Below are 23,841 nucleotides of genomic sequence, written 5' to 3' on the forward strand. Positions count from 1 at the left end.
GGGCGGCCGGGGTTTCGGCCGGGGGCTCAGCAGCTCGGGACCGGGCCCTTGCCCTTCTCCAGGGCCACCAGGGCGTCGACGGCGCCCTTGAGCGTGGTCACCGGCACCAGGCGCAGCCCCTCGGGCAGCTCGGCCTCGGCCTCGGCGCACTCCGCCTTCGGCACCAGGAACACGGTCGCCCCGTCCCGGCGCGCGGCCTGGGTCTTCAGGCCCACGCCGCCGACCGCGCCGACCTTGCCGGAGCCGTCGATCGTGCCCGTACCGGCGATGGTGCGGCCGCCCGTGAGGTCGCCGCCGCTGCCGTCGCCGTCCAGCTTGTCGATGATGCCGAGGCTGAACAGCAGGCCCGCGCTGGGCCCGCCCACGTCGGCGAGGCGCAGCGTGACCTTGACCTTGTCCGGGCTGAGCCCGAGGTGCTTCAGCGCCGCCTGGGTGGCCGAGTCCTGGGACTCGCGCATCTGCGCCAGGTTGTGCTTCTCGATCTCCTTGACGGTGTCGCCCTTCGGATAGACCGAGTCGCGCGGCATGACGGCCCGGTCGGTACGGAACCAGTCGCCGACCACGTCACCGAGGGAGACCCGGGCGTCCGGGCCGGTCGCCACGATCGTGGTCATCCGCAGCTGCCCGCTGGTCTTGCGGGTCGGCGTGCCGGAGACGGTGATCACCGGGGTGCCCTGGTTCTCGCCGAGCACGTTCGCCGTCGAGCCGGGCTGCGCCACGGAGAACGGCAGCGGCGCGAACGCCGCCGTGGCGAGCAGGGCCACGACGGGCAGCGCGCTGACGGCGAGGGCCTGGGGGCGTGTGAGACGTGAGAGCACGGAATCAATCTAACGTGAGGGCCGCGGGGGCCCTCGCCGTGTCCGGGCCGCGCGGTCAGCGCAGTGCTGCCGCTTGGTCAGCGCAGTGCTTCGGCGACCTCGCGGGCCGCTTCCACCACCCGCTCGCCGACCCGCTCCGGTACGGCGTCGGCCAGCATCACCACGCCCACGCTGCCCTCGACGCCGGTGACCCCGACCAGTGGCGCGGCGGCCCCGCTCGCGCCGGCCTCGAGTTCGCCGTGGGTGAGGGTGTAGCCGGGGTCGGCGGACGGCGACTGGCGCGCGGCCAGGATGGCCCTGCCCGCGGCCCCCCGGTCGAGGGGGTGCCGGAAGCCGGCCCGGTACGCCACGTGGTAATCGGTCCAGGTGGGCTCGACCACGGCGACGGCGAGCGCCTCCGAGCCGTCCACCAGCGTCAGGTGCGCGGTCGCCCCTATGTCCTCGGCGAGGGAGCGCAGTGCGGGCAGCGCGGCCTCGCGTACCAGCGGATGCACCTGCCGGCCGAGTCGCAGCACTCCGAGGCCGACCCGGGCCCGGCCGCCCAAGTCCCGGCGTACGAGCGCGTGTTGTTCGAGGGTGGCGAGCAACCGGTATACGACGGTCCGGTTCACGCCCAGTTTGGTGGACAACTCGGTGACGGTCAGCCCATGGTCGGTGTCGGCCAGCAGCTTGAGGACGCGCAGTCCCCGGTCGAGCGTCTGAGAGGTCTCCGCGGTCACGACGCCCACTCCTTCGACGGTGAGGTCGGCGGGTCCCTGAGCGGCGGATGCGTCACCGAGTCCCGTCGGCGACGCGCTTCAGAGGCCGCCGATCGGCAGGACGGCCCGGCGGCTCCAGGCCCTGTCGCTTCACGGCTGCGCTCCGCGGCGGCGCTGCCACGGGGCGTGTGCGTAGCCGGACAGTAGCGAAGCGGGTTCGCTGAGCGGAAGTCTCAGTCCAGAATCCGGGCAAGGGCAGATCCGGCCTGGCTGCATTCGTCCGGATACGCACACGGGGCGGCGTCGAAACCGAGTCGAACGGGATCCCCGCAGCCCACCCGCGCGCCTCAGCCCGGCACGCTATCTCCGGGGCCCCGGGCGAAGCCCCGTGGCGGTGACCGCTCAGCCGCCGAGCCGGATCCCCGGCCCTCGTCCCAGCACCTCACCTGCGCGCCCCGCCGCCGGGTCCGGGGCGGAGCCCCGCGACGGGAACCACTCACCCACCGAACCGGAACTGCGGCCCTCGTCCCCTTACCCCATCCCCGGGGCCCGGGGCGAAGCCCCGTGGCGGTGACCGCTCAGCCGGCGAGCCGGATCCCCGGCCCACCTCCCAGCGCCCCACCCGCGCGCCCCGCCACCGGGGTCCGGGGCGAAGCCCCGCAACGGTGGCGTCTCAGCCGCCGAGCCGGGTCCCCCGCCCCCCGGGGTCCGGGGCGGAGCCCCGTGGCGGTGATCATTCAGCCGAGCGAGTCGGGTGGGTGGGCGGGCAAGGAACTTCTGGTGCGCGGCCGTCACTTCATTCGGGTCGCCCACTCCTGGACCTTGGCGATCCGCTGCCGCAGCTGTCCCGCCGTGGCCTCCGCACTCGGCGGCCCCCCGCACACCCGCCGCAGCTCGGTATGGATCACCCCGTGCGGCTTACCGCTCTGGTGCACATACGCGCTGACCATGGTGTTCAGCCGCTTCCGCAGCTCCATCAGCTCCTTGTGCGTCACCACCGGCCGCCGCTCGGCCGGCAGCTCCAGCAGATCGGCCTCCGTATCCGGCTTCTTCCGGCTGTGCGCGATCTGCCGGGCCTGCCGCTTCTGCAGCAGCAACTGCACCTGCTCGGGCTCCAGCAGCCCCGGAATCCCCAGGTAGTCCTGCTCCTCCTCGCTCCCGGGGTGCGCCTGCATGCCGAACTCGGCGCCGTCGTACAGCACCCGGTCGAACACGGCGTCGGACTCCAGCGCCTCGAACGGCAGCATGTCCTGCTCGCCGGTGTCCTCGTCCTGCTGCTTGTTCGCCTCATCCATCTCCTTCTCGGATTCGGCGTACGGGTCCTCCTCGCCCTCCTTCTTCGGCTTGTCGAGGGCGTGGTCCCGTTCCTTCTCCATCTCGTTGGCGAAGGTCAGCAGGTCGGGCACGGTCGGCAGGAACACGGACGCGGTCTCGCCGCGCCGCCGGGACCGTACGAAACGCCCGACGGCCTGCGCGAAGAACAGCGGCGTCGAGATCGTCGTGGCGTACACCCCGACCGCGAGCCGCGGCACGTCGACGCCCTCGGACACCATGCGGACGGCGACCATCCACCGGTCGTCGCTCGCGCTGAACTCGTCGATCCTCTTCGAGGCGCCGGCGTCGTCCGAGAGCACGAGCGTCGCCTTCGTCCCCGTGATCTCCCGGATGAGCTTGGCGTACGCGCGCGCGGAGTCCTGGTCGGAGGCGATGACGAGCGCGCCCGCGTCCGGGATGGCTTTGCGGACCTCGGTCAGCCGCTGGTCGGCGGCGCGCAGCACGCTCGGCATCCAGTCGCCACGCGGGTCGAGGGCCGTACGCCACGCCTGGCTGACCGCGTCCTTGGTCATCGGCTCGCCGAGCCGGGCGGCGACCTCGTCACCGGCCTTGGTGCGCCAGCGCATGTTGCCGCTGTAGGAGAGGAAGATCACCGGCCGGACGACACCGTCCGCCAGCGCGGAGCCGTAGCCGTAGGTGTAGTCGGCGGCGGAGCGCCGGATACCCGCGTTGTCCTCCTCGTACGTCACGAAGGGGATCGGGTTGGTGTCGGAGCGGAACGGCGTACCGGTCAGCGCCAGCCGTCGCGTGGCCGGCTCGAAGGCCTCCAGGCACGCCTCGCCCCAGGACTTGGAGTCACCGGCGTGGTGGATCTCGTCCAGGATCACCAGGGTCTTGCGCTGCTCGACCCGGTTGCGGTGCAGCATCGGGCGGACGCCCACACCGGCGTACGTCACGGCGACGCCGTCGTACTCCCGGCCGAGCGGGCCCGCGCTGTACTCCGGGTCGAGTCTGATCCCGATCCGGCCCGCGGCCTCGGCCCACTGCTTCTTCAGGTGCTCGGTGGGAGCGACCACGGTGACCTGCTGCACGACGTGGTGGTGCAGCAGCCAGGAGGCCAGGGTCAGCGCGAAGGTCGTCTTGCCGGCGCCGGGCGTGGCGACGGCGAGGAAGTCGCGCGGCTGCTCCTGGATGTACTTCTCCATCGCCCCCTGCTGCCAGGCACGCAGCTTGCTGGCGGTACCCCAGGGGGCACGGCCCGGGAAGGCGGGCGAGAGGTGATGGGAGGAAGCGGAGGTGGCGGAGGATGCGGCGGTGGTAGTCACGGTCTCCGTGGATCAGGGTCGGGCGGCTACGTACGACAACCGGGCCACCCTACCGGCGCCGTCCCGCGCGCACGGCGTGAACGAGCCGGGGTCGCCCCCGGGTGGGAGCGACATCACAGCGACCCCGTGAGCACCCTGACCACCACCGGTCACTCGGGGTGCGCGGTACGTTCCCGCAGCCGCGTCGTCACCCAGGAGCCCACCAGTGCCACCACGGCCATCGGCAGGAAGACGGCGGCGAAGGCGGCGGGACGGCCGCCTTCGCCCGCCGTGGTGGCGGCGGTGCTGCCACCGCCCAGGGCGGCGAAGGCCGCGCCGGCCGCCGCCAGCAGGACGACGTTGGACAGGGCGTCGGAGATCTGGAGCGCGGCGGAGTTGGTGCCGGCCTCCTCCGGGGCGGACAGCTTCAGCAGCAGCACGCTGGTGGAGGAGATCACCAGCCCCATCCCGAAGCAGCCGACGCCCCACGCGGCGGCGACGGTCCACACGGGCACGGAGTGGATCAGCACGCTGGGCGCGGTCAGGATCGCGGTGGCGACCAGCACCATGCCGAGGGTCATCAGCCGCTCCCGGTACGGCGCCAGGCGCGGCCGGGACTGCACGAACGAGCCCAGCGCCCAGGTGCCGCCGCCGGCCGCGAGCGAGAACCCGGCGAGGGTCGGCGACAGCCCGCGCTGGGTGACCAGCATCAGCGGGACGAAGGACTCGGCGGCGATGAAGGACCCGGCCGCCAGCCCCCGCAGCAGCACGACGGAGGGCAGGCCGCGGGCGGCCCGGTAGGTGCCCCGGGGCAGCAGTCCGAGGACGGCGGGGACCAGCAGGGCCGCCCCGGCCAGTCCGGGGAGCAGGGAGAGGAGCCGCAGGTCCTGGGCGGCGTACTGGAGGAGCCCGGCGCCGAGGGAGATCCCGAGCGCGAGCCGGATCCGCCGCCGGTCGAAGGCGGCGGCACCGGCCCGCTCGTCCACCGGGCCCGCCGCCCGCCGGCGTATCTGGGGCAGGGCGAGGGCGAGCGGGAACACGACGAGGACCGGGATGCCGAGGAACACCCAGCGCCAGCCGAGCTGCTCGGTGACGGCACCGGAGGCGAGGGGGCCGACGATGGACGGTACGACCCACCCGGCGGCGAACGCGGCCATGATCGCGGGCCGCAGCCGCTCGGGGTAGGCCCGGCCCACGACGACGTACAACGCGACGATGACCAGCCCGCCGCCCAGCCCCTGCACGGCGCGGCCGAGGATGAACACCCACATGGCCTGCGCGGTCCCGGCGACGACGAGGCCCGCGGCGAAGGCCCCGATCCCGCTGGTCAGCGCGCCGAGCGGGCCCCGCCGGTCGGACCACTGACCGGCGAGCACCATGCCGAAGAGGCTGGTCGTGAAGTAACCGGAGAAGGCGAACGCGTACAGCGCCACGCCGTCCAGCTCCCGCGCGGCGACCGGCATCGCCGTGCCCACGGCGGTCGCCTCGAACGCGATCAGCACGACGACGGACACGATGCCGACACTGAGCGCCCGGTAGGCCCGGCTCAACACACCGGTCGCCTGGTCGGCCGGGGGATCAAGGACAGCGGGGTCGCGGGATTCGAGGGCGCTCATGCTCGTCAGGGTAAGGCCCACAACCAACTTTGACCCCTGTCAGGAGCCCCACCTCCCCTCATCCCTTGGTCGTACACCCACCACCCCTTCATGAACGCCGTATGGCAGTCACATTGCATCCCCCGCCCCCCTCTTGAGCCCCGCCCACCCCACCCCATACGTTCATCCCATCAACACGGCCGTGTGCCCGAGTGGTTGAGGGACTCGCCTGCAAAGCGAGTTACGCGGGTTCGATTCCCGCCACGGCCTCCACACCGACGCTGCGGCCGACCACTGGCGGGTGGTCGGCCGAACGGCTCAGGAACATCGTCGGCCGAGTGTCCCGGATACCGGCAACCTTCCCCATCGGCAGGGGAACTGAGGGATCCTGGGTAACCGTGGTCGAAAATCCGAGCGAAACTCATCCGGACGGTGAGGTCAGGGCGCTTCTCCGGGTCCTGGACGAGCAGCGGCGCCATGTGCTCGGCATCCTCGACGGGCTCGACGCGACGGCCCTGCGGCGGCCCGTGCTGCCGTCCGGCTGGCATTGCCTGGGGCTGGTCCAGCACCTCACGCTGGACGTGGAGCGGTTCTGGTTCCGTGCCGTCGTCGCCGGTGACGAGAAGGTCATCGATGGGCTGACGAGCGGAGACGAGGCGTGGCGGGTGGCACCCGACGTGCCGGCCGGTGACGTGCTCGACCGGTACCGGCAGGAGGCGAGACTCGCCGACGCCGTCATCACCGCGACCCCTGCCGACGCTCCCCTGGCCTGGTGGCCCCACGACCTGTTCGGCGAACCGCACCTGCACACCCTGCGCGACGTCCTGCTCCACGTCATCACCGAGACCGCCTGCCACGCCGGCCACCTGGACGCCGCACGCGAACTGCTCGACGGTCGCCGCTGGCTGGTCCTGACCTAGCCGGCCCGCGTACCGGCCCCCTGGTCGGCCAGCCCACGCAAGCTGGTCGTTACCGCTGCCGTGCCCCCTTCACCCTCCGTTCCAGTCCCGCCATGCGCAGGACGTCCGGGCGAGGCTGGTTCCAGAGGTTCTGGGGGATCTCGACGCGCCGGGCGGCGGGGCAACGGGCGAGGAAGGCACCGAACTGTTCGTCGCACCAGCTCGGCACCCAGGCCCCGGAGCGGCAGACGAACACGGCGTCGAAGACGACGCCGGGCGGACGGCCGTCATCGATGGTCATGGTCACCGGGATCAGGGGCCGTTCGGCGGGTCTCGTCATGGATTCCCGCCACGGGGGGAAGCGGACGTACACCTTCGATCCGTGCCAGTAGTGGGCGAGGAGCCAGTTCTCGGCGGAGATTGGGCCCTTGGCCGTCCACTCCTCGAAGGTGCGGTGGTTCGGCGGGTAGCCACAGTCGTGGTGAGCGTCGTACAGGTGCACCGATTCCCACGGCCCGGTCCCGCCCAGGTTCGAGGGGAAGAGCTGTCCGGCCCACGCGTTGGAGTCGGCGTAGAAGAGTGTCGCGTCCGAGGAGAAGCCGAACCGGTCCCAGAAGTCGAAGAAGCCCTCGCAGTACGGCAGGGATACACCCGCCTTCAGGAACGCGCGGACTCGCCGGAGCCAGATCATCTCGACGTGTACGGCGTCCTCGGCGACGGGCCAGGCGTACAAGTGCGCGTCCTCGGCAACCGGCGCTCCGGCTGTGGGAGTCGGAAAGAAGTAGTCCCAGTCGACCACTAGGAGATGCATGGCGTGACTCTCGTGAGCAGGGGGGAGCCCCCCGGCAGAAACCGGAGGACTCCCTTCGTGGTTCGGAAGGGGTCAGGAGAAGTGCAGGTGACCGGGAGAACCGGAACCGCCCTGGCCGTCGCCGTCCTCGATGTCCGTGTTATCGGACCCGTGGCCGCCGTCGTCGCCGCCACCGCGCGCGGTAGCCTTCCTGCCGAGTGCTTCCTTGAGGGTCATGGGCTTCTGCCTCTCTCAAGCTGCGGCCGAGGGTCCTTCCCACGGCCCTTGTGCACTTGCCGACCCACCCCTCGGTCCGGTCCCGCGAAGATCAAGACCGAGGGGTGGGCGCTTTTGGCCGCTCCCCTGCCGACTCCCCGGCCTGCACAGGGCGAGCGGAGTTCCCGCCGAGACGGGAAGCGGAGGATCAAGGCCGGCTTCTCTGTTCCACCGCCGTGGTCACCCAGCGGCCTCGTGTGTGCACTGCCGGATGCTGCGGGCCGCCTCGAAGCGCGCGCTCGCCTCGCCCCGCCGCGTGGCACGGTCGAGTTGCGTCTTCAGCTCCACGCACCTGGCACAACCGGGCTCCGGCCTGGCCTCGTACAGCCACCCGTCCAGCGGCAGATCCACCGGTGGGCCGGGATAGGTCCGCTGCCTCATAGGGCCGCCCACACGCCGGGGAGCGGTCGCCGGACAGCGACCGGAGTGCGGTACCGATGGGCTGGAGCCACGACGGCTCCTTGAGTTGCTCGCATTGCTCGCCTCTCACTGACGTTGTCGCTCTACGCAACCAAGTCGTCGCCCACAGCGGTACGGTGGGAGCCGGGGCAGAACTTGAACGACTTGAACTTCGAGTTCGCGGAGAGTGGTCGACATGCCGAAGCGCCAGCCGAACGAAAGCCTTGCCCGGTTGCTCGATGAAGCCGACTGGACGTACGGGCAACTGGCATCGGCCGTGAACCGGACCGGTGCCGAGCGGGGGCTTCGGCTGACCTACGACGAGTCCTCCGTGAAGCACTGGCTCGACGGCACGATGCCCCGGAAGAACGTCCGCCCTGTCGTCATCGAGGCCTTGGCCCGCCGCACCGGGCGCCCCGTCACCCTCGAGGAAGCGGGACTCGGCTCATCCACCACCGTGACCGGATCGGACGTAGCGACAGGCGAGCACGACCTGAACACCATTGAGGGTCTGGTTCACACCGGAAGGGCAGACATGGACCCATCTCGCCGCACGGTCCTGACCACCGCGCTCTACTCGGCCACGCTGGCGGTACCGCGCTTCGATGACGCAGAGGAGACGCTGGACCGGCTGGAGCACCAGGCCGCCGGCCGCACCGTCCGGATCGGCGCCGGGGACGTCGCCGTGGTCCGGAGCATGACGGACAGGATCGCCGACATCCTCGACGAACTGGGGGGCGCGCACGCGCGGCCCATGGCCGCCGCGTTCCTTGTGAACTCGGTCGCCTCGTACCTTCGGGCCGATGGCCACGATGCCGTGAAGAAGGACATGCGGGCCGCCGCGTCCGATCTGGTCTACCTGACCGGGTGGATGGCCATGTACGAGCGCGCGCACGGACTTGGCCAGCGGTACTACCGGCAGGCCCTCGGCCTGGCGAAAGCGGCGGACGATCAGGTGACGTACTGCCGCACCCTGCGGGGCATGGCGCTCCAGGCCGCCAACCTCCGGCACGCGAACAAGGCCCTGGAACTGGCGGACTCCGCCGCCGAGGCCGCACCCTCCGCCGGTCCACGCCTTGTCGCCTTCCTGCGGGGGCAGCAGGCGCACGGGGCCGCGCTGGTCGGTGACCGTCGGCAGGCCTTCTCGCGGCTCAGGGAGACCGAAGCCGCCCTGGCGAAGGCGGACACCCGGCGGGACGCCATCGGGGGCTACGACCAGGCCGCCTACTTCTTCCACCAGTCCGCCGTACTCCACGCCCTGGGCGATGTCCCCGGGTCGATCACGGCCATGCAGGCATCGAACCGGGTCCGCCCGCCCAAGGAGAAGCAGGGCAACGCCCACGCCAACGGACTGCTCGCCCAGCGGCAGTTCGAGGTCGGGCACGTCGAGGCGGCGTGTGCCACCTGGCACGCCTTCCTGGACGACTACGCGACGCTCAGCTCATCGCGGGCCGATGAACACTTCGACATCATGCGGCGGCGCATCCGTCCCTACCTGAAGAACGCGAAGGTACGGGAGCTCAACGACCGGGCCCGGGAGATGGCCCGGCAGAAGGCCGCCGCCTGAACGAGGGCGTTCAGGGCGTCCCAGACCCGACAGCGTCGCCGGCCATGGCCCGACGTGTCACAACACCCCGCCCGTCTCGTCCTGGAGCAAGTGGGTCCAGTAGTGCCAGGTCGTTTCCGGGAGGGTGGCTGTGGGGTCTATGGACTGCAGGGTGTGGATCATGAGGGCGACCAGGTGGTCGTAGGCGTGGGTGGCCAGTTCGTGGCCCAGGTGGGTGTCGATCACGCGCTCGTGGTGGATGAGCCACAGGGTGAACGCCAGTGTGGAGACGTCGGTGTTGAGGGGGTGGAGCGTCGCGTCCGGCTCGCTGAAGGTCAGGACCGTGCCCGTTCTGCCGTCCACCACCAGGCTGGTCTCGTCCCTGAGGTGGCCGAGGCGGATCAGGTGGTCGCAGTGGGCCGGGAGGTCGGTGACGGGGCGGTCGGGGTGTTCCTCGGTGAAGTACTCCCGGAGCGTGGGCAGCGGGACGTCCGTGTCGGCCTGGTACAGGACCCCGGACTCCGGCAGTCCCGTCTCGCGCAGGAAGCGGCGCGTCGGCTCGTGGGTGAGCGTCGGCGGGAAGTCGACCTCCTCGAACCTGGTCACCCTGCCGTGCCCGAACTCCTGGTCCAGCACCCGCGCGGGCACGTCCAGGGCGAGCCCCGAAACCGTACCGGGGCCGGCGACCAGGGCGAGGGGGCGGAGCAGGGCCGCCGCCTTCCAGTACGGCGGGACCTCGCCGTCCGAGTCCTCCTCGAAGAGGGTGAGGAGGCGGCGGGACGCCTCGGTCACGGTCTGCGGGCCGTACTGGCCCGCCAGGGAGGCGAACCGGCCGCGCAGGCCCGCCAGTTCCTCGGTGACCGCCGCGAACCGCAGCAGCGTGTGCAGGGACGACGCTAAGGGGCGCGCGTCGTACGGGTCGCGCAGGAACGCCGTGGTCAGCTCGCCGGTCACTCCGTCGAGCAGGATCGACTCGCGCTCCATCCCGGCCGGGGTGAGCAGTTCGCCTATGACCAGCCGGCCGCGCAGGTCCTCCGCCAGGCGCAGGGGGCCGTCGGCGGCGTCGGCGAGGGTGCGCAGGCCGTGCGTGCGCAGCGGGGAGAAGGTCAGCAGGTCGGTCACCGGGGGCAGGCCGGTGTCCGTGAGCAGGCCGCGCGTCGGCGCGTGGGTGACGTAGCGGTCCAGTTCCGCCTCGGTCAGCGTGATCGCCGGAACCCCGGCGTCGGTCGTGCTCATCGCTCCCCCGCGATCTTCCCCGTGCGTGACGGACCCGCGCACACCGTCGTACGCGGTCCCGGGCAGGTGCCCCCACCGCTTCGCAGCCTACGCCGCCCCACTGACAACGGCCGCCACCAGGCAAGACGTCGGCCGGGCCGGGCACGTTGCCCGCCCGGCCGGATCGGCGTCCAGGAGCCCGCGCCCCGTCCGGCTCAGGTGAAGTAGATCCCACCGAGGACAACGGCCAGTGCCGCCGCGGCGAACAGCAGGATCCACAGGGCCAGCCTGCCCGGCCCGGGAGGGGGTTCGTAACGCGGCTCGCCGGACGAAGCCACAGAGCACGGCCCGGCGGACGGGGCCGCGGAGCACGGTTCGCCGGACGAGGGGACGTGGCGTCGCTCGTCCCCATCGGCCGGCGGTGTGCTCATCGGTCCGTGGCCACCGCCGCCTGCGGGCGGATCGGGAGCCGGTTGACCGGGCGGCCGGTGGCGGCGCGTACCGCCGAGGCGATCGCCGCCGGGGCCGTCACCACCGGGACCGCGCTGACCGACTTGGCGCCGAAGGGCGCGACCACGTCCCGTTCCTCGACCAGCTTGACGATCCGGATGTCGGGGGCGTCCAGGGCGGTCGGGAGGGCGTAGCCGGTCAGGTCGGGGTGGCGGACCAGGCCGCGGGGCGCGCGCAGGTTCTCGGTGAGGGCGATGCCCACGCCCTGGGTGACGCCGGCCTCGATCCGGGCCGCCAGCTGGGCCGGGTTGAGGACCCGGCCGACGTCCTGGGCGACCGCCAGCTCCACCACCCGCACCGAGCCCAGCTCCACGTCCACGTCCACCACCGCGCGGATCGCGCAGAACGCGAGGCCCACGAAGGCGTCACCCTGCCCGGAGGCGTTCAGCGGCTCGGTCGGGTGCGGGCGGCACTGGGCCGTGGCCCAAAGCTCCTTGCCCTCCAGCGCCTCCATGACGGTGGTCGACAGCACCCCGTCGTACGAGGTGATCTTGCCGTCGGTGATCTGGAGCAGCTCCGTCGACATGCCGAACTTGTGCGCGAGGGGCTGGAGGAGCTGGGTGCGGACCATCTTCGCCGCGCGCTCCACCGCGCCGCCCGACACCCAGGTGTGCCGGCCCCGGCAGCCCGCGCCGGCCGGCGGCTGGTCGGTGTCGACGGGCGCGACGTGGACCTCCTCGATGCCGAGGGTCTCCTGGACGATCTGCCGGGCCAGCGTGGTGAAGCCCTGGCCGGTCTCCACGGCGGCGCACAGCACGGTGGCCACCCCGCCGTGGACCTTGACCGTGGCCGTGGACACCTCGTCGGCGCCCTCCGCGCCCAGCATGTGCACCATGCCCAGGCCGTAGCCGACGCCCCGGCGCACCGCGCCCGGTTCGCCCGCGCCCTCGGGGCCGCCGGGCAGCAGCCACTCCTCCTCGGGCGTGTCCTTCGGCAGCGCGGGCAGCGGGTAGTCCCGTACCGCCTGGAGGAGTTCGGCGACCGGCGCCGGGCAGGTCACGGTCTGGCCGATGGGCAGGACGTCCCCGGTCGCCAGGACGTTGCGCAGCCGCAGCTCGGCCGGGTCCACGCCCAGTTTCCGCGCCAGTTTGTCCATCTGCGCCTCGTACGCGGCGCACACCTGCATGGCGCCCTCGCCGCGCACGTGGCCGGAGGGCGGGTTGTTGGTGCGGACGGCCCAGCCCTCGATGAACGCGTTCGGGACGACGTACGGGCCGCACGCGAAGGAGACGGCGGCGGCCAGGGCGTCGGCGGAGGTGTCGGCGTACGCGCCCGCGTCCAGCAGGATCTGCGCCTCGACCTTGACCAGCCGGCCCTCGGCGTCGGCGTGGTGGCGGTAGCGCAGCAGGGTGGGGTGGCGGTGGGCGTGGCCGAGGAAGGACTCCTCGCGGGTCGCCGTGAGCTTCACCGGGCAGCCGGTGCGCAGCGCGAGCAGGCCGAGCGGGAGCTGGAAGCCCTGGTCCTCGCGGTCGGCCGTGGCGCCGGGCACCCCGGTGACGACGATCTTCACCCGATCGGGTGACAGGCCGTAGCAGGCGGCGGCCGTGTTGCGGTCGGTGTGGGGGTCGGTGGAGGCCAGGTACAGCTCCACCCCGCCGTCCGGGCGGGGCACGGCCAGACCGGCCTCGGCGCCGATGGGGGCGGGGTCCTGGCGGCCGATGCGGTACAGGCCCTCGACCACGACCTCGCCGACCGCCTCCGGGTCGCCGTGGCGCAGCGGGATGTGGCGGATCAGATTGCCGTCGGGGTGCAACGGCTCGGCCTCGAATGCCTGTTCCGGGTCGGTGACGGGGTCGAGGACCTCGTACTCGACGATGACGGCGGCGGCGGCCATCCGCGCGGTGTCCGGGTGGTCGGCGGCCACGGCCGCGATGGGCTCGCCGTGGTGGCGTACGACGTCGGAGGCGAACACCGGCCGGTCGGGCGTGCCGCGACCGTGGCGGGGGGTGCCGGGTACGTCCGCGTGGGTGATGACGGCGCGGACGCCGGGCATCTCGCGCGCGTGCGTGGTGTCGATGGACACGATGCGCGCGTGCGCGTGCGGGGAGCGCAGTACGGCCGCCCACAGCAGGCCCTCGGCCCACAGGTCGGCGGCGTACGGGAAGGTGCCCTCGGTCTTGGCGCGGGCGTCGGCGTGCGGCAGGGAGACGCCGAGACCGTGCGGCGACGGCTCGGCCTCGGGGGCGGGTTCCGGGGCGGTGGTCGCGATGCCGGCTTCATTGCTCACGCCTGGCCTCCGTCCTGGCCGTAGTGCTGCTGGTCCTGCGGTCCCGGGGGCGTGGTGCCGTACGGGTCCGGCGCGTCGTACTGCTCCGGGGGCCGGGGGGCGGCGAACGCGCCGGGGGCCTCGAAGGCCGACGGGTGGACACCGCCGGAGCCCGGGGCCGCCTGGTGCGGGATACGTGCCTCGTCCGCGTCCGTCTCATGGCCGGCGTGGGACGCCTCACGCGACGCCTCGCGCTCGGCGACGACCTCCTTGACGGCCTCCAGGACGCCCCGGTAGCCCGAGCAGCGGCACAGGTTGCCGCACAGGGCCTGCCGGGTCTCCAGCTCGGTGGGCGCCGGGTTGCCCTCCAGCAGGTCGTGCACGGTCATCGCCATGCCGGGCACGCAGAAGCCGCACTGCACGGCACCGCAGCGGGCCAGCGCGCGCTGGACGTCGGAGGGCTGCCCGTCCACGGCCAGGCCCTCGACGGTGCGGACCTCGCTGCCGGCCGTGGTGACCGCCGGGACCAGGCAGGACGCCACCAGCCGGCCGTCCACCTGGACGTTGCAGGCCCCGCACTCGCCCTGCGAGCAGCCGTCCTTGGCACCCGCGAGACCGAGCCGTTCGCGCAGCACGTAGAGCAGCGACTCGCCGATCCAGGCGTCCGTGACCGGCCGGTCGGTGCCGTTGACCCGCAGGACGTAGGAGGCGAGCGGGTGGTCGTCGTGCGGCGGCAGGGGGGCGGCGGGGGGCTCTTCGGCGCCGTCGGGTACGGGCTCCTGGGCCTCCCGGGGTTCCAGAGCCTCGCCGGTTTCCGGGTGTTCCTGGGTTTCGTGGGCGGCCTGGGGGTTGCCGGGGGCGCCGTCGTCCTCGGACGGCTCCGTGACGGCGGGCTCCTCGGCGGGTTCCGCCGGGGGCGCGGCGGCCTCGGGTACGGCGGTCCCGGCCGGCTGCTCCGCGGTCTCGGGGTCATCGACGGCGCCGGTGGCGTCGGCGGCGTCGGCGGCGTCGGCGGCGGCCGTGTCGGCGGGTTCCGCGGGATGGGCGGCGGGCCGCGCGGCTACGGCGGGGTCGGCACCGGGCTCCGGGGCCGCGGTGGGGTCGGTGACGGAATGCGGCGCTCCGGCGGGATCCGGTGCGGGCTGCTCGGCCGCCGCCGGCGTGCCGGTGGGCGCGATGGGCGTGCCGGGCGGGTCGGCCGGGTGGGCAGCGGGATCCGCCGCCGGGAGGGCCGCCGCCGGGTCCCCGTGGGTCTCCGGGGAGGCCGTGGGCGCCGCTGTGGCGGGCTGGGGCGCTGAGGCCGGGTCGGTGGGCTGTTCGTGGTCCGACGGCGCTTCCACAGGGCGCTCGGGGGCTTCCGCGAGGCCGTGGGCGTCCGCTTCCGGCGCCGCGCCGGGGCCGGTCGGCCGAGACGCCGGTACGGCCGGTTCGCCGGGCGTGTCCGCGGTGCCGGGCGCGACCGTACCGCCGGGCGTGTCGCCGTCGGTCGCGTCGGCGTGCCCCGCGTGGGCGTGCCCCGCCACGGGACCGTGCTCGGCGTGCCCCGCCTCGACGGCACCGGCGCCGAGGTGACCGCCGTCGGTGTGCCCCGCCTCCGGCAGGGCGTGCCCGGCGTGCTCCGCGTCCCCGGGACCCTCCTCGACGTGCCCGGCGTCCGGGTAGCCCGTACCGGCATGCCCGGCGGCACCCTCAGGCTCGCCTCCGGCATGCCCGGCGCCGGAGTGACCCGCGCCCGCAGGCACAGCACCGTCATCGCCACCCGGGACGTGCCCGGCGTCCGCGTGACCACCGCCGACGTGCCCGGCCTCCGGGTAACCGGCACCGGCGTGCCCGGCGCCCTCGTGACCGCTCTCGACGTGCCCGGCGTCCACGTACCCCGCACCGGCATGCCCGGCGGCACCCTCGTGACCGCCCTCGACGTGCCCGGTGTCCCCGTAGCCGCCCCCGTGGCCGTCCGGGTAGCCCTCGCCGTGCGTGGCGGGGCCATGTCCGTAGCCGGTCTCGGGGCCGTACGTCTGCGGTGCCGTGTCCGACGGGTGGGTGGCGGTGTCCCAGGAGTGGGGGGTGGCCCAGGGGGCCGGGGCGCCGCCGGGCAGGGTGGCCGGCGCGGTGCCGCCCCACTGATCGACCAGTGAGGACGTGGTGTACTCGCCGGACTCGTCCGGCAGCTCGCCCCCGGCGACGGGGATGGACCACTGCCCGGTGACGTCGTGCCCCGGGGCCGCTGGTGCCGCGGGTTCCTCGAAGGTCCACTGCTGGGTGGCACCGGGCTCGTAGGTGAACCGGTCGTCCGCCGCGTGCGAGGAGGCCGGCGCGGCGTTCGGGTCGGGCCACTGGCCGCCCTCGGGCGCCGGCCAGCCGGCGGTGCCGTCGGTGTGCGTGGCCGTGATCGGCGGCGGTACGTAGCCGTGGCCCGGCGCGGCCAGCGGGCTGTCACCGGTCAGCAGGGCGTCGATGCCCCCCTCGGGGAGCTGGACGAAGGCGGTGGCGCCGTCGTCGTAGTCGCCCTGGGGCAGCGGGTTCCAGCGTCCGCCGCCCTGGGGCGTGCCCTCTCCGTGCTGGTCGTCGGTCACGACAGCGCCCTCCCCAGTGCTCGTCGGGCCAGCGCGGCGACGGTGCGCCGCAGGTGCAGTACGGCGGGCGGAAGCGGGGCCACCGTGCCGTCGGGTTCGGGGGCCGGGTCGGGGATGCAGGCCGCGGCGACGTACTCGCCGAAGGCGTGCAGGGCCTCTGGGACGAGGGCGCGGTCGTTGTCCCAGTCGATGAGTCCCGCGATCCACTGCTCGGCCTCCAGGGGCCTGAGCGGCATCGGCGCTATGGCGCCGACGGCGCAGCGCACACCGCGCCGGGCGGGGTCGAGGACGAGGGCCACGGAGGCCAGCGCGCGACCCGGGCCGGTGCGTCCGGTGGCCTTGAGGAAGACCTGCGGGGCGTGCAGCAGCGGTACGCGGACGTAGCCGATGAGTTCGCCGCCGCGCAGCATCTCCACGCCGGCCAGCAGGTGCGACACCGGGATCTCCCGGCGGGCCCCGCCCGGGCCCGCGATGACCAGCGTCGCTTCCAGGGCGGCCAGCACCGGCAGCGCGTCCCCGGTGGGGGCGGCGGAGGCGATGTTGCCGCCCAGGGTGCCCGCGTTGCGGATGTGCGGCGGGCCGGCGGCGCGCGCGGCGGCGGCGAGCGCCGGGATGAGGGCCGCGAAGTCGGGGCGGCCCATGCGCGCGTGGGTGAGGCCCGCGCCGAGCAGCGCGTGGCCGTCCTGGTACTGCCAGCCGCGGATCTCGCTGATGCGGCCCAGTCCCACCAGCGCGGCGGGCCTGAGCTGACCGGAGTTGACGGCGGCCATCAGGTCGGTGCCGCCCGCCACGGGGACGGCGGCGGGCAGGGCCGCGAGGGCCGCCACCGCCTCGTCCAGCGTCGTGGGCAACGTGACGGCCTGTGCCGTCCGCGGTGCGTGCGTGGTCAAACCGGCTGCCCCTTCCCGCTGCCCCACCTGGTCCCGCCTGTGTTGCCGTACGGTACGTGCTGACAGGGCGGACGACGCAACTCTGGCACATCTTCGCAACGCCCGAACGCGGGGGTCCGCTAGGAGGCTTTCGCCCACCTCACCGGGGGGTTGGTCCGGTTTCGCACTCCTTCGGCGGTGCGTGCGGATTGCCACTCTTCGGTGATACTGCCGGGGTTTTTCCGGTACTTGTTCGGGGGCGGGGAGGTGCGGGGCGGGGCAGGTCCGGCGGGGTGCCGTGCGGTCAGCGGTTCGGGGGCGGTCCCTCGATCGGGCGGCCGGGCACGCCGGGGCGGCGCTGCCACGGGCGGGGTCCGGCGGGTGGCCGGTAGGCGACGCCGAGGGCGTCAAGTCGCCGGTAGTGGGCGGTCATCCGGCGTTCGAAGTCCGCGTAGTCCCGGTCGGCGGGGGCGGGCAGCGGGCTCCAGGCGACCTCGGCGAACGCGGCGAGGCGGGGGAAGGCCTGGTAGTCGACGCGCGCGGAGTCCTCCAGCACCTCGGTCCACACGTTGGCCTGGGTGCCCAGTACGTGCCGGGCCTCCTCCTCGGTGAGCCCGGCCGGTACCGGTTCGAACCGGTAGACGTCCTCCAGGGTGCGTACGAAGCCGATGGGCACGGGTTCGTCGTCGCCGGGGGCCTGCCGGTGGTCCAGGTACACGTACTGCTCCGGGCACATGACCACGTCGTGGCCGGCCCGGGCGGCGGCGATGCCGCCCGCGTAGCCGCGCCAGGAGGCGACGGCCGCGCCCGGCGCGAGCCCGCCCTCCAGGATCTCGTCCCAGCCGATGAGGCGGCGTCCGCGCGCGGCGAGCCAGGCGTCGAAGTGCCCGATGAACCAGGACTGGAGGGCGTCCTCGTCGGTGAGGCCGAGGTCGGCGATGCGGGTCTTGGCGGTGACGGACTCGGTCCACTGCTCCTTGCGGCACTCGTCGCCGCCGACGTGCACGAACGCGGAGAACCCGGCGGCGTCGGCGGGGAACAGCTCCAGGACCTCCTCGAACACCCCTTCGTAGAAGCGCAGGGTGGTGTCGGTGGGGGCGAGCACGTTGGACGAGATGCCCCAGGTGTCCCAGACGGAGAGGGCGCTGGTGTCGACGACGTCGGTGTTGCCGAGTTCGGGGTAGGCGGCGATGGCGGCCTGGGAGTGGCCCGGTACGTCGATCTCGGGGACGACGCTGATGTGCCGCTCGGCGGCGTAGGCGACGATCTCCCGGATGTCGTCCTGGGTGTAGTAACCGCCGTGCGGTTTCTCGTCCCACAGCGGTGAGGCGCGGTGGCCGAATTTGGTCCGCGAGCGCCAGGAGGCGATTTCGGTCAGCTTCGGGTAGCGCCGGATCTCGATCCGCCAGCCCTGATCGTCCGTCAGGTGCAGGTGCAGGACGTTGAGTTTGTGCGCGGCCATCAGGTCCAGATAGCGCAGCACGCCCTCCTTGGGCATGAAGTGCCGGGCGACGTCGAGGAGCAGGCCGCGCCAGCGGAAGCGGGGGGCGTCCTCGACGACCCCGGCGGGGACGGAGCGTGCCGCGGCCGGGCGCAGGGGGGCGCGGCGGAAGGCGTCGGCGCCGAGCAGCTGGCGCAGGGTCTGGGCGCCCCAGAACACGCCGGCCGGGCCGCCGCCGCGGATCTCCACGCCGGTCCCGGGAGCGGCGGTGAGCCGGTACGCCTCGGGGGCGAGGGTGTCGTCCAGGAGCAGCCGTACGCCGTCGCGGGCGTCCGGCGGCCCGGGGCGCAGCGGCAGGTCCAGGGCGGCGCCGAGGGTGGCGCGCAGCCAGCGTTCGGTGCATTCGGTGCCCGGAGCGGCCCACAGTGTGGTGTCCGGGCCGAGCGGCACGCCCGGTCCGGTGGGTTCCTCGACGGCGCGCGGCGCCGGAATCAGTTCCACGTCCTCAGCCCCCTGGGGAGGTCGTTGCAGTATGCGCAACGGTCGTTGCGCAAAGCGACACCTCGAAGGCTAGGCACTGCGCCGGACCCTCACAAGAGGTCTGGACCACTCGGCGGCCGGAAAACACGAAGATCCCCGGGACGCGCCGTACGCGCGTCCCGGGGACCTCACCGCCTCGGCCGGGCCGGGACCTACTTGTCGCCGCCCTTGCCCTTGTCGTCGCCGCCGCTGCCCATGGATTCGTAGATCTCCTTGCACATCGGGCAGACGGGGTACTTCTTCGGGTCGCGGCCCGGCACCCAGACCTTGCCGCACAGCGCCACGACGGGGGTGCCGTCGAGGGCGCTCGCCATGATCTTGTCCTTCTGGACGTAGTGGGCGAAGCGCTCGTGGTCACCGTCGCCGTGGGACACCTGCGGCGTCGGCTCTACGAGGGTCCCCGTACCAGTCCCGCGCTCGGGCTCGAGAGTGCTCATAACAGCCAGGGTACTGAAGCCCACACGCATCAGTTGAGCGAAGGGTCGTCCGGATACGTGGCCACCATCGCCAGCTCGCTGCGCTGGCGGCGCAGCACCTCGCGCCACAGCCGCTCCGGGGCCGGCGAGGACACGTCGCCCGGCTCGGACTCCACGACGTACCAGGCGCCCTCCACCAGCTCGTCCTCCAGCTGGCCGGGGCCCCAGCCCGCGTACCCGGCGAAGATCCGCAGGCTGCCCACGGCCGAGGCGAGCAGCTCCGGCGGCGCCTCCAGGTCGACCAGGCCGATCGCGCCGTAGACCCGCCGCCAGCCCAGCGGCGCCCGGTCGCCGTCGGCGCCGCCCGGGATGACCGCCACGCCCAGCGCCGAGTCCAGCGACACCGGGCCGCCCTGGAAGACCACACCGGGCTCGCCGGCCAGGTCGGCCCAGCCCTCCAGGATGTCGCCGACGACCACGGGGGTGGGACGGTTCAGGACGACACCGAGGGAACCCTCCTCGTCGTGGTCGAGGAGGAGCACCACCGCACGGTCGAAGTTCGGGTCCGCCAGGGCGGGAGTGGCCACGAGCAGCCGCCCTGTGAGCGAGGACACCTCGGTCATGCCAGACATGATCCCGCATCTTCCCCGGGTGTGGGGAGCCAATCGGGGGCACGGAGGTGAAGCAGGTCGGGACCGGGACACGCCCCCGGCGCACACCCGGGCCACCGGTGACCCCATGTGCCCGAAAGGGAACGGTTCGTGTTGTGACACAGCTATGACGGTCTGGCCGGGTACTGGGCTTACGGGAGGGGGGTAATCGGCGATTACCCTGTCTTCCCGGCCCCTGCGCACAGTGATCGGCCGGCCCCTGACCAACTCATCGGAACGCGAGATTCATGACCGTCAACGACGATGTCCTGCTTGTCCACGGCGGAACCCCGCTGGAGGGCGAGATCCGTGTCCGCGGTGCGAAGAACCTCGTGCCGAAGGCCATGGTCGCCGCCCTGCTGGGCAGCGAGCCGAGCCGACTGCGCAACGTTCCGGACATCCGTGACGTGCGCGTGGTGCGCGGCCTGCTCCAGCTGCACGGGGTGACGGTCCGTCCGGGCGAGGAGCCGGGCGAACTGGTGCTGGACCCGACGCGTGTGGAGAGCGCCAACGTCGCCGACATCGACGCCCACGCGGGTTCCAGCCGCATCCCGATCCTCTTCTGCGGCCCGCTGCTGCACCGTCTCGGCCACGCGTTCATCCCCGGTCTCGGCGGCTGTGACATCGGCGGCCGGCCCATCGACTTCCACTTCGACGTGCTGCGGCAGTTCGGCGCGACGATCGAGAAGCGGGCCGACGGGCAGTACCTGGAGGCTCCGCAGCGGCTGCGCGGCACGAAGATACGGCTGCCCTACCCGTCCGTCGGCGCGACCGAGCAGGTGCTGCTGACGGCCGTACTGGCCGAAGGCGTCACCGAGTTGTCCAACGCGGCCGTCGAGCCGGAGATCGAGGACCTCATCTGCGTGCTGCAGAAGATGGGCGCGATCATCGCGATGGACACCGACCGCACGATCCGCATCACCGGTGTGGACAAGCTGTCCGGCTACACCCACCGCGCCCTGCCGGACCGCCTGGAGGCCGCCTCCTGGGCCTCGGCGGCGCTCGCGACCAACGGCGACATCTACGTCCGCGGCGCCCAGCAGCGCTCGATGATGACGTTCCTGAACACCTACCGCAAGGTGGGCGGCGCCTTCGAGATCGACGACGAGGGCATCCGTTTCTGGCACCCCGGCGGGCAGTTGAAGTCCATCGCCCTGGAGACGGACGTGCACCCCGGTTTCCAGACGGACTGGCAGCAGCCGCTGGTGGTGGCCCTGACCCAGGCCACGGGCCTGTCCATCATCCACGAGACGGTCTACGAGTCCCGGCTCGGCTTCACCTCCGCGCTGAACCAGATGGGCGCGCACATCCAGCTCTACCGCGAGTGCCTGGGCGGCTCCGCCTGCCGCTTCGGCGCGCGCAACTTCCTGCACTCCGCGGTCGTCTCCGGCCCGACCAGGCTCCAGGGCTCCGATCTGGTCATCCCCGACCTGCGCGGCGGCTTCTCGTACCTCATCGCGGCCCTCGCCGCCGAGGGCACCTCCCGCGTCCACGGCATCGAGCTGATCAACCGCGGCTACGAGAACTTCATGGACAAGCTCGTCGAACTCGGCGCGAAGGTCGAACTCCCGGGCAAGGCGCTCGGCTGACGATCCGGGTACGACGAAGGGGCGGCCCTCCTGTGAAGGAGGGCCGCCCCTTTGACGTTCTCGGCTGGGCCGCGCCCCAAAGGGGCGCGGGGAACTGCGCGACCGGCCACACCGGACCGGCAGTCACCCGCGGCGCTCAATTGAGACGGCGCTCGCAGCGGAGCGCTTACTTGCCCTTGGCGGCTTCCTTGAGCTTGCTGCCCGCGGTGACCTTCACGCTGTAGCCGGCCGGGATGTTGATGGGCTCGCCGGTCTGCGGGTTGCGCGCGGTGCGAGCGGCACGGTGGGTGCGCTCGAAGGTCAGGAAGCCAGGGATGGTGACCTTCTCGTCGCCCTTGGCGACGATCTCGCCGACGGTCTCGGCGAACGCGGCCAGCACGGCGTCGGCGTCCTTGCGGGTCACCTCGGCGCGGTCGGCCAGCGCGGCCACCAGCTCACTGCGGTTCATGTTGTTACTCCCGTATTTTTCTTGCCGTTGGGGTGTGCCACGCGGCGGTGCCGCCCGAGGCACTGCGATGCCGATGCGCTCGCGCCCTTGGGGGTGCCCCCGGAGGGACATGGTCCCTGGGGGAGCATCCTGCCCCTACCTGCGGCGGGAAAGCCAATCCGGCACCCGTAGGAGTCGTGAGAACACCCTGGGGAGTCACACGAAGAGCGCCCGCTCGGCCGTCACCCTAGAGTGCGCCCGGCATCCGGTGGTTCCACGACGCGCCGGTGCGGGGGCCGCCGTGGTGATGCTCACAGCCCCCCGCACCGTACGACACGCCGTGGTCAGGCCGTCGCGCCGGCCGCCTTGGCGGCCTCCCGGACCGCCCCGGCCACGGCGCCCGCGACCTTGTCGTTGAAGACGCTGGGGACGATGTAGTTCGGGTTCAGCTCGTCCTCGCTGACCACGTCGGCCAGGGCCTTGGCGGCGGCGAGCATCATCTCGGTGTTGACGGTGCGGGACTGCGCGTCCAGCAGGCCGCGGAAGACGCCCGGGAAGACCAGCACGTTGTTGATCTGGTTCGGGAAGTCGGAGCGGCCGGTGGCCACGACGGCCGCCGTCTGCCGGGCGATCGCCGGGTCCACCTCGGGGTCGGGGTTCGCGAGCGCGAACACGATGGCACCCTCGGCCATGGCGGCCACGTCGGAGCCGTCCAGGACGTTCGGGGCGGAGACGCCGATGAAGACGTCGGCGCCGCGCACGGCCTCCTTCAGGGTGCCGGTGAGGCCCTCGGGGTTGGTGTTGTCGGCGATCCAGCGCAGCGGCGAGTCGGCCGGGGCGTTCACCAGGTCCTCGCGGCCGGCGTGCACGACACCGTGGATGTCCGCGACGACGGCGTTCTTCACGCCGGCCGCCAGCAGCAGCTTGAGGATGGCCGTACCGGCCGCGCCGGCGCCGGACATGACGACCCGGATGTTCTGGATCGCCTTGTCCGTCACGCGCAGCGCGTTGGTCAGGGCGGCGAGCACGACGATGGCGGTGCCGTGCTGGTCGTCGTGGAAGACCGGGATGTCCAGGGCCTCGCGCAGCCGGGCCTCGATCTCGAAGCAGCGCGGCGCGGAGATGTCCTCCAGGTTGATGCCGGCGAAGCCCGGGGCGATCGCCTTGACGATCTCCACGATCGCGTCGGTGTCCTGGGTGTCCAGGCAGATCGGCCAGGCGTCGATACCGGCGAACCGCTTGAAGAGGGCCGCCTTGCCCTCCATGACGGGCAGCGCGGCCTTGGGGCCGATGTTGCCGAGGCCCAGCACGGCGGAGCCGTCCGTCACGACCGCAACGGAGTTGCGCTTGATGGTGAGGCGGCGGGCGTCCTCGGGGTTCTCGGCGATGGCCATGCAGACGCGGGCCACGCCGGGCGTGTAGACCATGGAGAGGTCGTCACGGTTGCGGATGGGGTGCTTCGACGCCATCTCGATCTTGCCGCCGAGGTGCATCAGGAACGTACGGTCGGAGACCTTCCCGAGCGTGACGCCCTCGATGCCGCGCAGCTTCTCGACGATCTCCTCGGCGTGGGCCGTGGAGGTGGCCGCGATGGTGACGTCGATACGGAGCTTCTCGTGGCCGGACGCGGTGACGTCGAGGCCGGTCACCGAGCCTCCGGAGGACTCCACGGCGGTGGTGAGCTGCGAGACGGCCGTTCCGCTCGCGGGCACCTCCAGCCGGATCGTCATCGAGTAGGAGACGCTGGGCGCCGTTGCCATGGCCGACTTCCTCTGCTTTCACCGTGTCGCGAGTTGTGCCGTCCG

Annotated in this window: 18 protein-coding genes and 1 tRNA gene; 4 read left to right on the plus strand and 15 right to left on the minus strand. The window is 72.8% G+C overall.

The genetic code is table 11. The annotated features are described in order from the left end of the window. Positions 1 to 26: 26 nt before the first annotated feature. The 4 genes from HB370_RS16285 to HB370_RS16300 form a co-directional block, all read right to left on the minus strand. Positions 27 to 818: a S16 family serine protease gene (locus tag HB370_RS16285; RefSeq protein WP_030782772.1), complete on the minus strand. Its 792-nt coding sequence runs from the start codon at positions 816 to 818 to the stop codon at positions 27 to 29. 77 nt (positions 819 to 895) lie between these two features. Continuing rightward, the gene (locus tag HB370_RS16290) at positions 896 to 1,537 is read right to left on the minus strand and encodes a helix-turn-helix domain-containing protein (protein WP_030782776.1); all 642 of its coding nucleotides are present in this window, start codon (positions 1,535 to 1,537) and stop codon (positions 896 to 898) included. Positions 1,538 to 2,307: 770 nt separating this feature from the next. Next, complete coding sequence (locus HB370_RS16295) at positions 2,308 to 4,116, minus strand: DEAD/DEAH box helicase (protein WP_030782778.1); 1,809 nt, start codon at positions 4,114 to 4,116, stop codon at positions 2,308 to 2,310. A gap of 149 nt (positions 4,117 to 4,265) precedes the next feature. Continuing rightward, positions 4,266 to 5,711: an MFS transporter gene (locus HB370_RS16300; RefSeq protein WP_030782781.1), complete on the minus strand. Its 1,446-nt coding sequence runs from the start codon at positions 5,709 to 5,711 to the stop codon at positions 4,266 to 4,268. A 177-nt stretch (positions 5,712 to 5,888) separates the two neighbouring features. Between HB370_RS16300 and HB370_RS16305 the strand changes: the two genes are divergently transcribed. Together HB370_RS16305 and HB370_RS16310 are read left to right on the plus strand one after the other, a co-directional pair. Continuing rightward, positions 5,889 to 5,963, plus strand: a tRNA-Cys gene (locus tag HB370_RS16305). 125 nt (positions 5,964 to 6,088) lie between these two features. After that, the gene (locus HB370_RS16310; protein ID WP_030782785.1) at positions 6,089 to 6,610 is read left to right on the plus strand and encodes a DinB family protein; all 522 of its coding nucleotides are present in this window, start codon (positions 6,089 to 6,091) and stop codon (positions 6,608 to 6,610) included. 49 nt (positions 6,611 to 6,659) lie between these two features. On the opposite strand, the gene HB370_RS16315 is transcribed toward HB370_RS16310, so the two are convergent. Both HB370_RS16315 and HB370_RS16320 read right to left on the minus strand, forming a co-directional pair. Then, positions 6,660 to 7,400 (minus strand): hypothetical protein, encoded by a 741-nt coding sequence (locus HB370_RS16315; protein WP_157855570.1) that lies wholly within the window; start codon positions 7,398 to 7,400, stop codon positions 6,660 to 6,662. A gap of 72 nt (positions 7,401 to 7,472) precedes the next feature. Beyond that, positions 7,473 to 7,616 carry a hypothetical protein gene (locus HB370_RS16320; protein ID WP_157855571.1) on the minus strand — a complete coding sequence of 48 codons (144 nt, stop codon included), beginning with the start codon at positions 7,614 to 7,616 and terminating at the stop codon, positions 7,473 to 7,475. 634 nt (positions 7,617 to 8,250) lie between these two features. Between HB370_RS16320 and HB370_RS16325 the strand changes: the two genes are divergently transcribed. Beyond that, on the plus strand, positions 8,251 to 9,621 hold the full coding sequence (locus HB370_RS16325) for a hypothetical protein (RefSeq protein WP_030782793.1): 1,371 nt from the start codon (positions 8,251 to 8,253) through the stop codon (positions 9,619 to 9,621). A gap of 57 nt (positions 9,622 to 9,678) precedes the next feature. On the opposite strand, the gene HB370_RS16330 is transcribed toward HB370_RS16325, so the two are convergent. The 7 genes from HB370_RS16330 to HB370_RS16360 form a co-directional block, all read right to left on the minus strand. Continuing rightward, on the minus strand, positions 9,679 to 10,836 hold the full coding sequence (locus HB370_RS16330; protein ID WP_030782795.1) for an SUKH-4 family immunity protein: 1,158 nt from the start codon (positions 10,834 to 10,836) through the stop codon (positions 9,679 to 9,681). Positions 10,837 to 11,242: 406 nt separating this feature from the next. After that, entirely contained in the window at positions 11,243 to 13,552 is a 2,310-nt protein-coding gene (locus HB370_RS16335) for a molybdopterin cofactor-binding domain-containing protein (RefSeq protein WP_030782798.1), read from the minus strand. Further along, positions 13,549 to 16,104 (minus strand): 2Fe-2S iron-sulfur cluster-binding protein, encoded by a 2,556-nt coding sequence (locus HB370_RS16340; RefSeq protein WP_030782801.1) that lies wholly within the window; start codon positions 16,102 to 16,104, stop codon positions 13,549 to 13,551. Before HB370_RS16340 ends, HB370_RS16335 begins: the two co-directional genes overlap by 4 nt. Next, on the minus strand, positions 16,101 to 16,994 hold the full coding sequence (locus HB370_RS16345; protein WP_030782804.1) for an FAD binding domain-containing protein: 894 nt from the start codon (positions 16,992 to 16,994) through the stop codon (positions 16,101 to 16,103). The genes HB370_RS16340 and HB370_RS16345 overlap by 4 nt, the downstream gene beginning before the upstream one ends. Before the next feature lie 283 nt (positions 16,995 to 17,277). Continuing rightward, entirely contained in the window at positions 17,278 to 18,915 is a 1,638-nt protein-coding gene (locus HB370_RS16350; RefSeq protein WP_037701593.1) for a beta-N-acetylhexosaminidase, read from the minus strand. A 191-nt stretch (positions 18,916 to 19,106) separates the two neighbouring features. Continuing rightward, a complete protein-coding gene (locus HB370_RS16355; RefSeq protein ID WP_030610517.1) occupies positions 19,107 to 19,391 on the minus strand; it encodes a DUF3039 domain-containing protein in 285 nt (94 codons plus the stop codon). 29 nt (positions 19,392 to 19,420) lie between these two features. Then, positions 19,421 to 19,993: a YqgE/AlgH family protein gene (locus HB370_RS16360; protein ID WP_030610520.1), complete on the minus strand. Its 573-nt coding sequence runs from the start codon at positions 19,991 to 19,993 to the stop codon at positions 19,421 to 19,423. A 275-nt stretch (positions 19,994 to 20,268) separates the two neighbouring features. Between HB370_RS16360 and murA the strand changes: the two genes are divergently transcribed. Continuing rightward, entirely contained in the window at positions 20,269 to 21,609 is a 1,341-nt protein-coding gene (gene murA, locus HB370_RS16365; RefSeq protein WP_030782810.1) for a UDP-N-acetylglucosamine 1-carboxyvinyltransferase, read from the plus strand. 166 nt (positions 21,610 to 21,775) lie between these two features. Here murA and HB370_RS16370 read toward each other — a convergent pair whose 3' ends face one another. Further along, the gene (locus HB370_RS16370; protein WP_023550134.1) at positions 21,776 to 22,057 is read right to left on the minus strand and encodes an HU family DNA-binding protein; all 282 of its coding nucleotides are present in this window, start codon (positions 22,055 to 22,057) and stop codon (positions 21,776 to 21,778) included. Between the two features lie 323 nt (positions 22,058 to 22,380). Continuing rightward, positions 22,381 to 23,796, minus strand: a complete 1,416-nt coding sequence (locus HB370_RS16375; RefSeq protein WP_030782814.1) for an NAD-dependent malic enzyme — start codon at positions 23,794 to 23,796, stop codon at positions 22,381 to 22,383. Positions 23,797 to 23,841: the final 45 nt, after the last annotated feature.

The organism is Streptomyces sp. DSM 40868 (genome assembly GCF_011820545.1).
Lineage (GTDB): Bacteria > Actinomycetota > Actinomycetes > Streptomycetales > Streptomycetaceae > Streptomyces > Streptomyces eurythermus.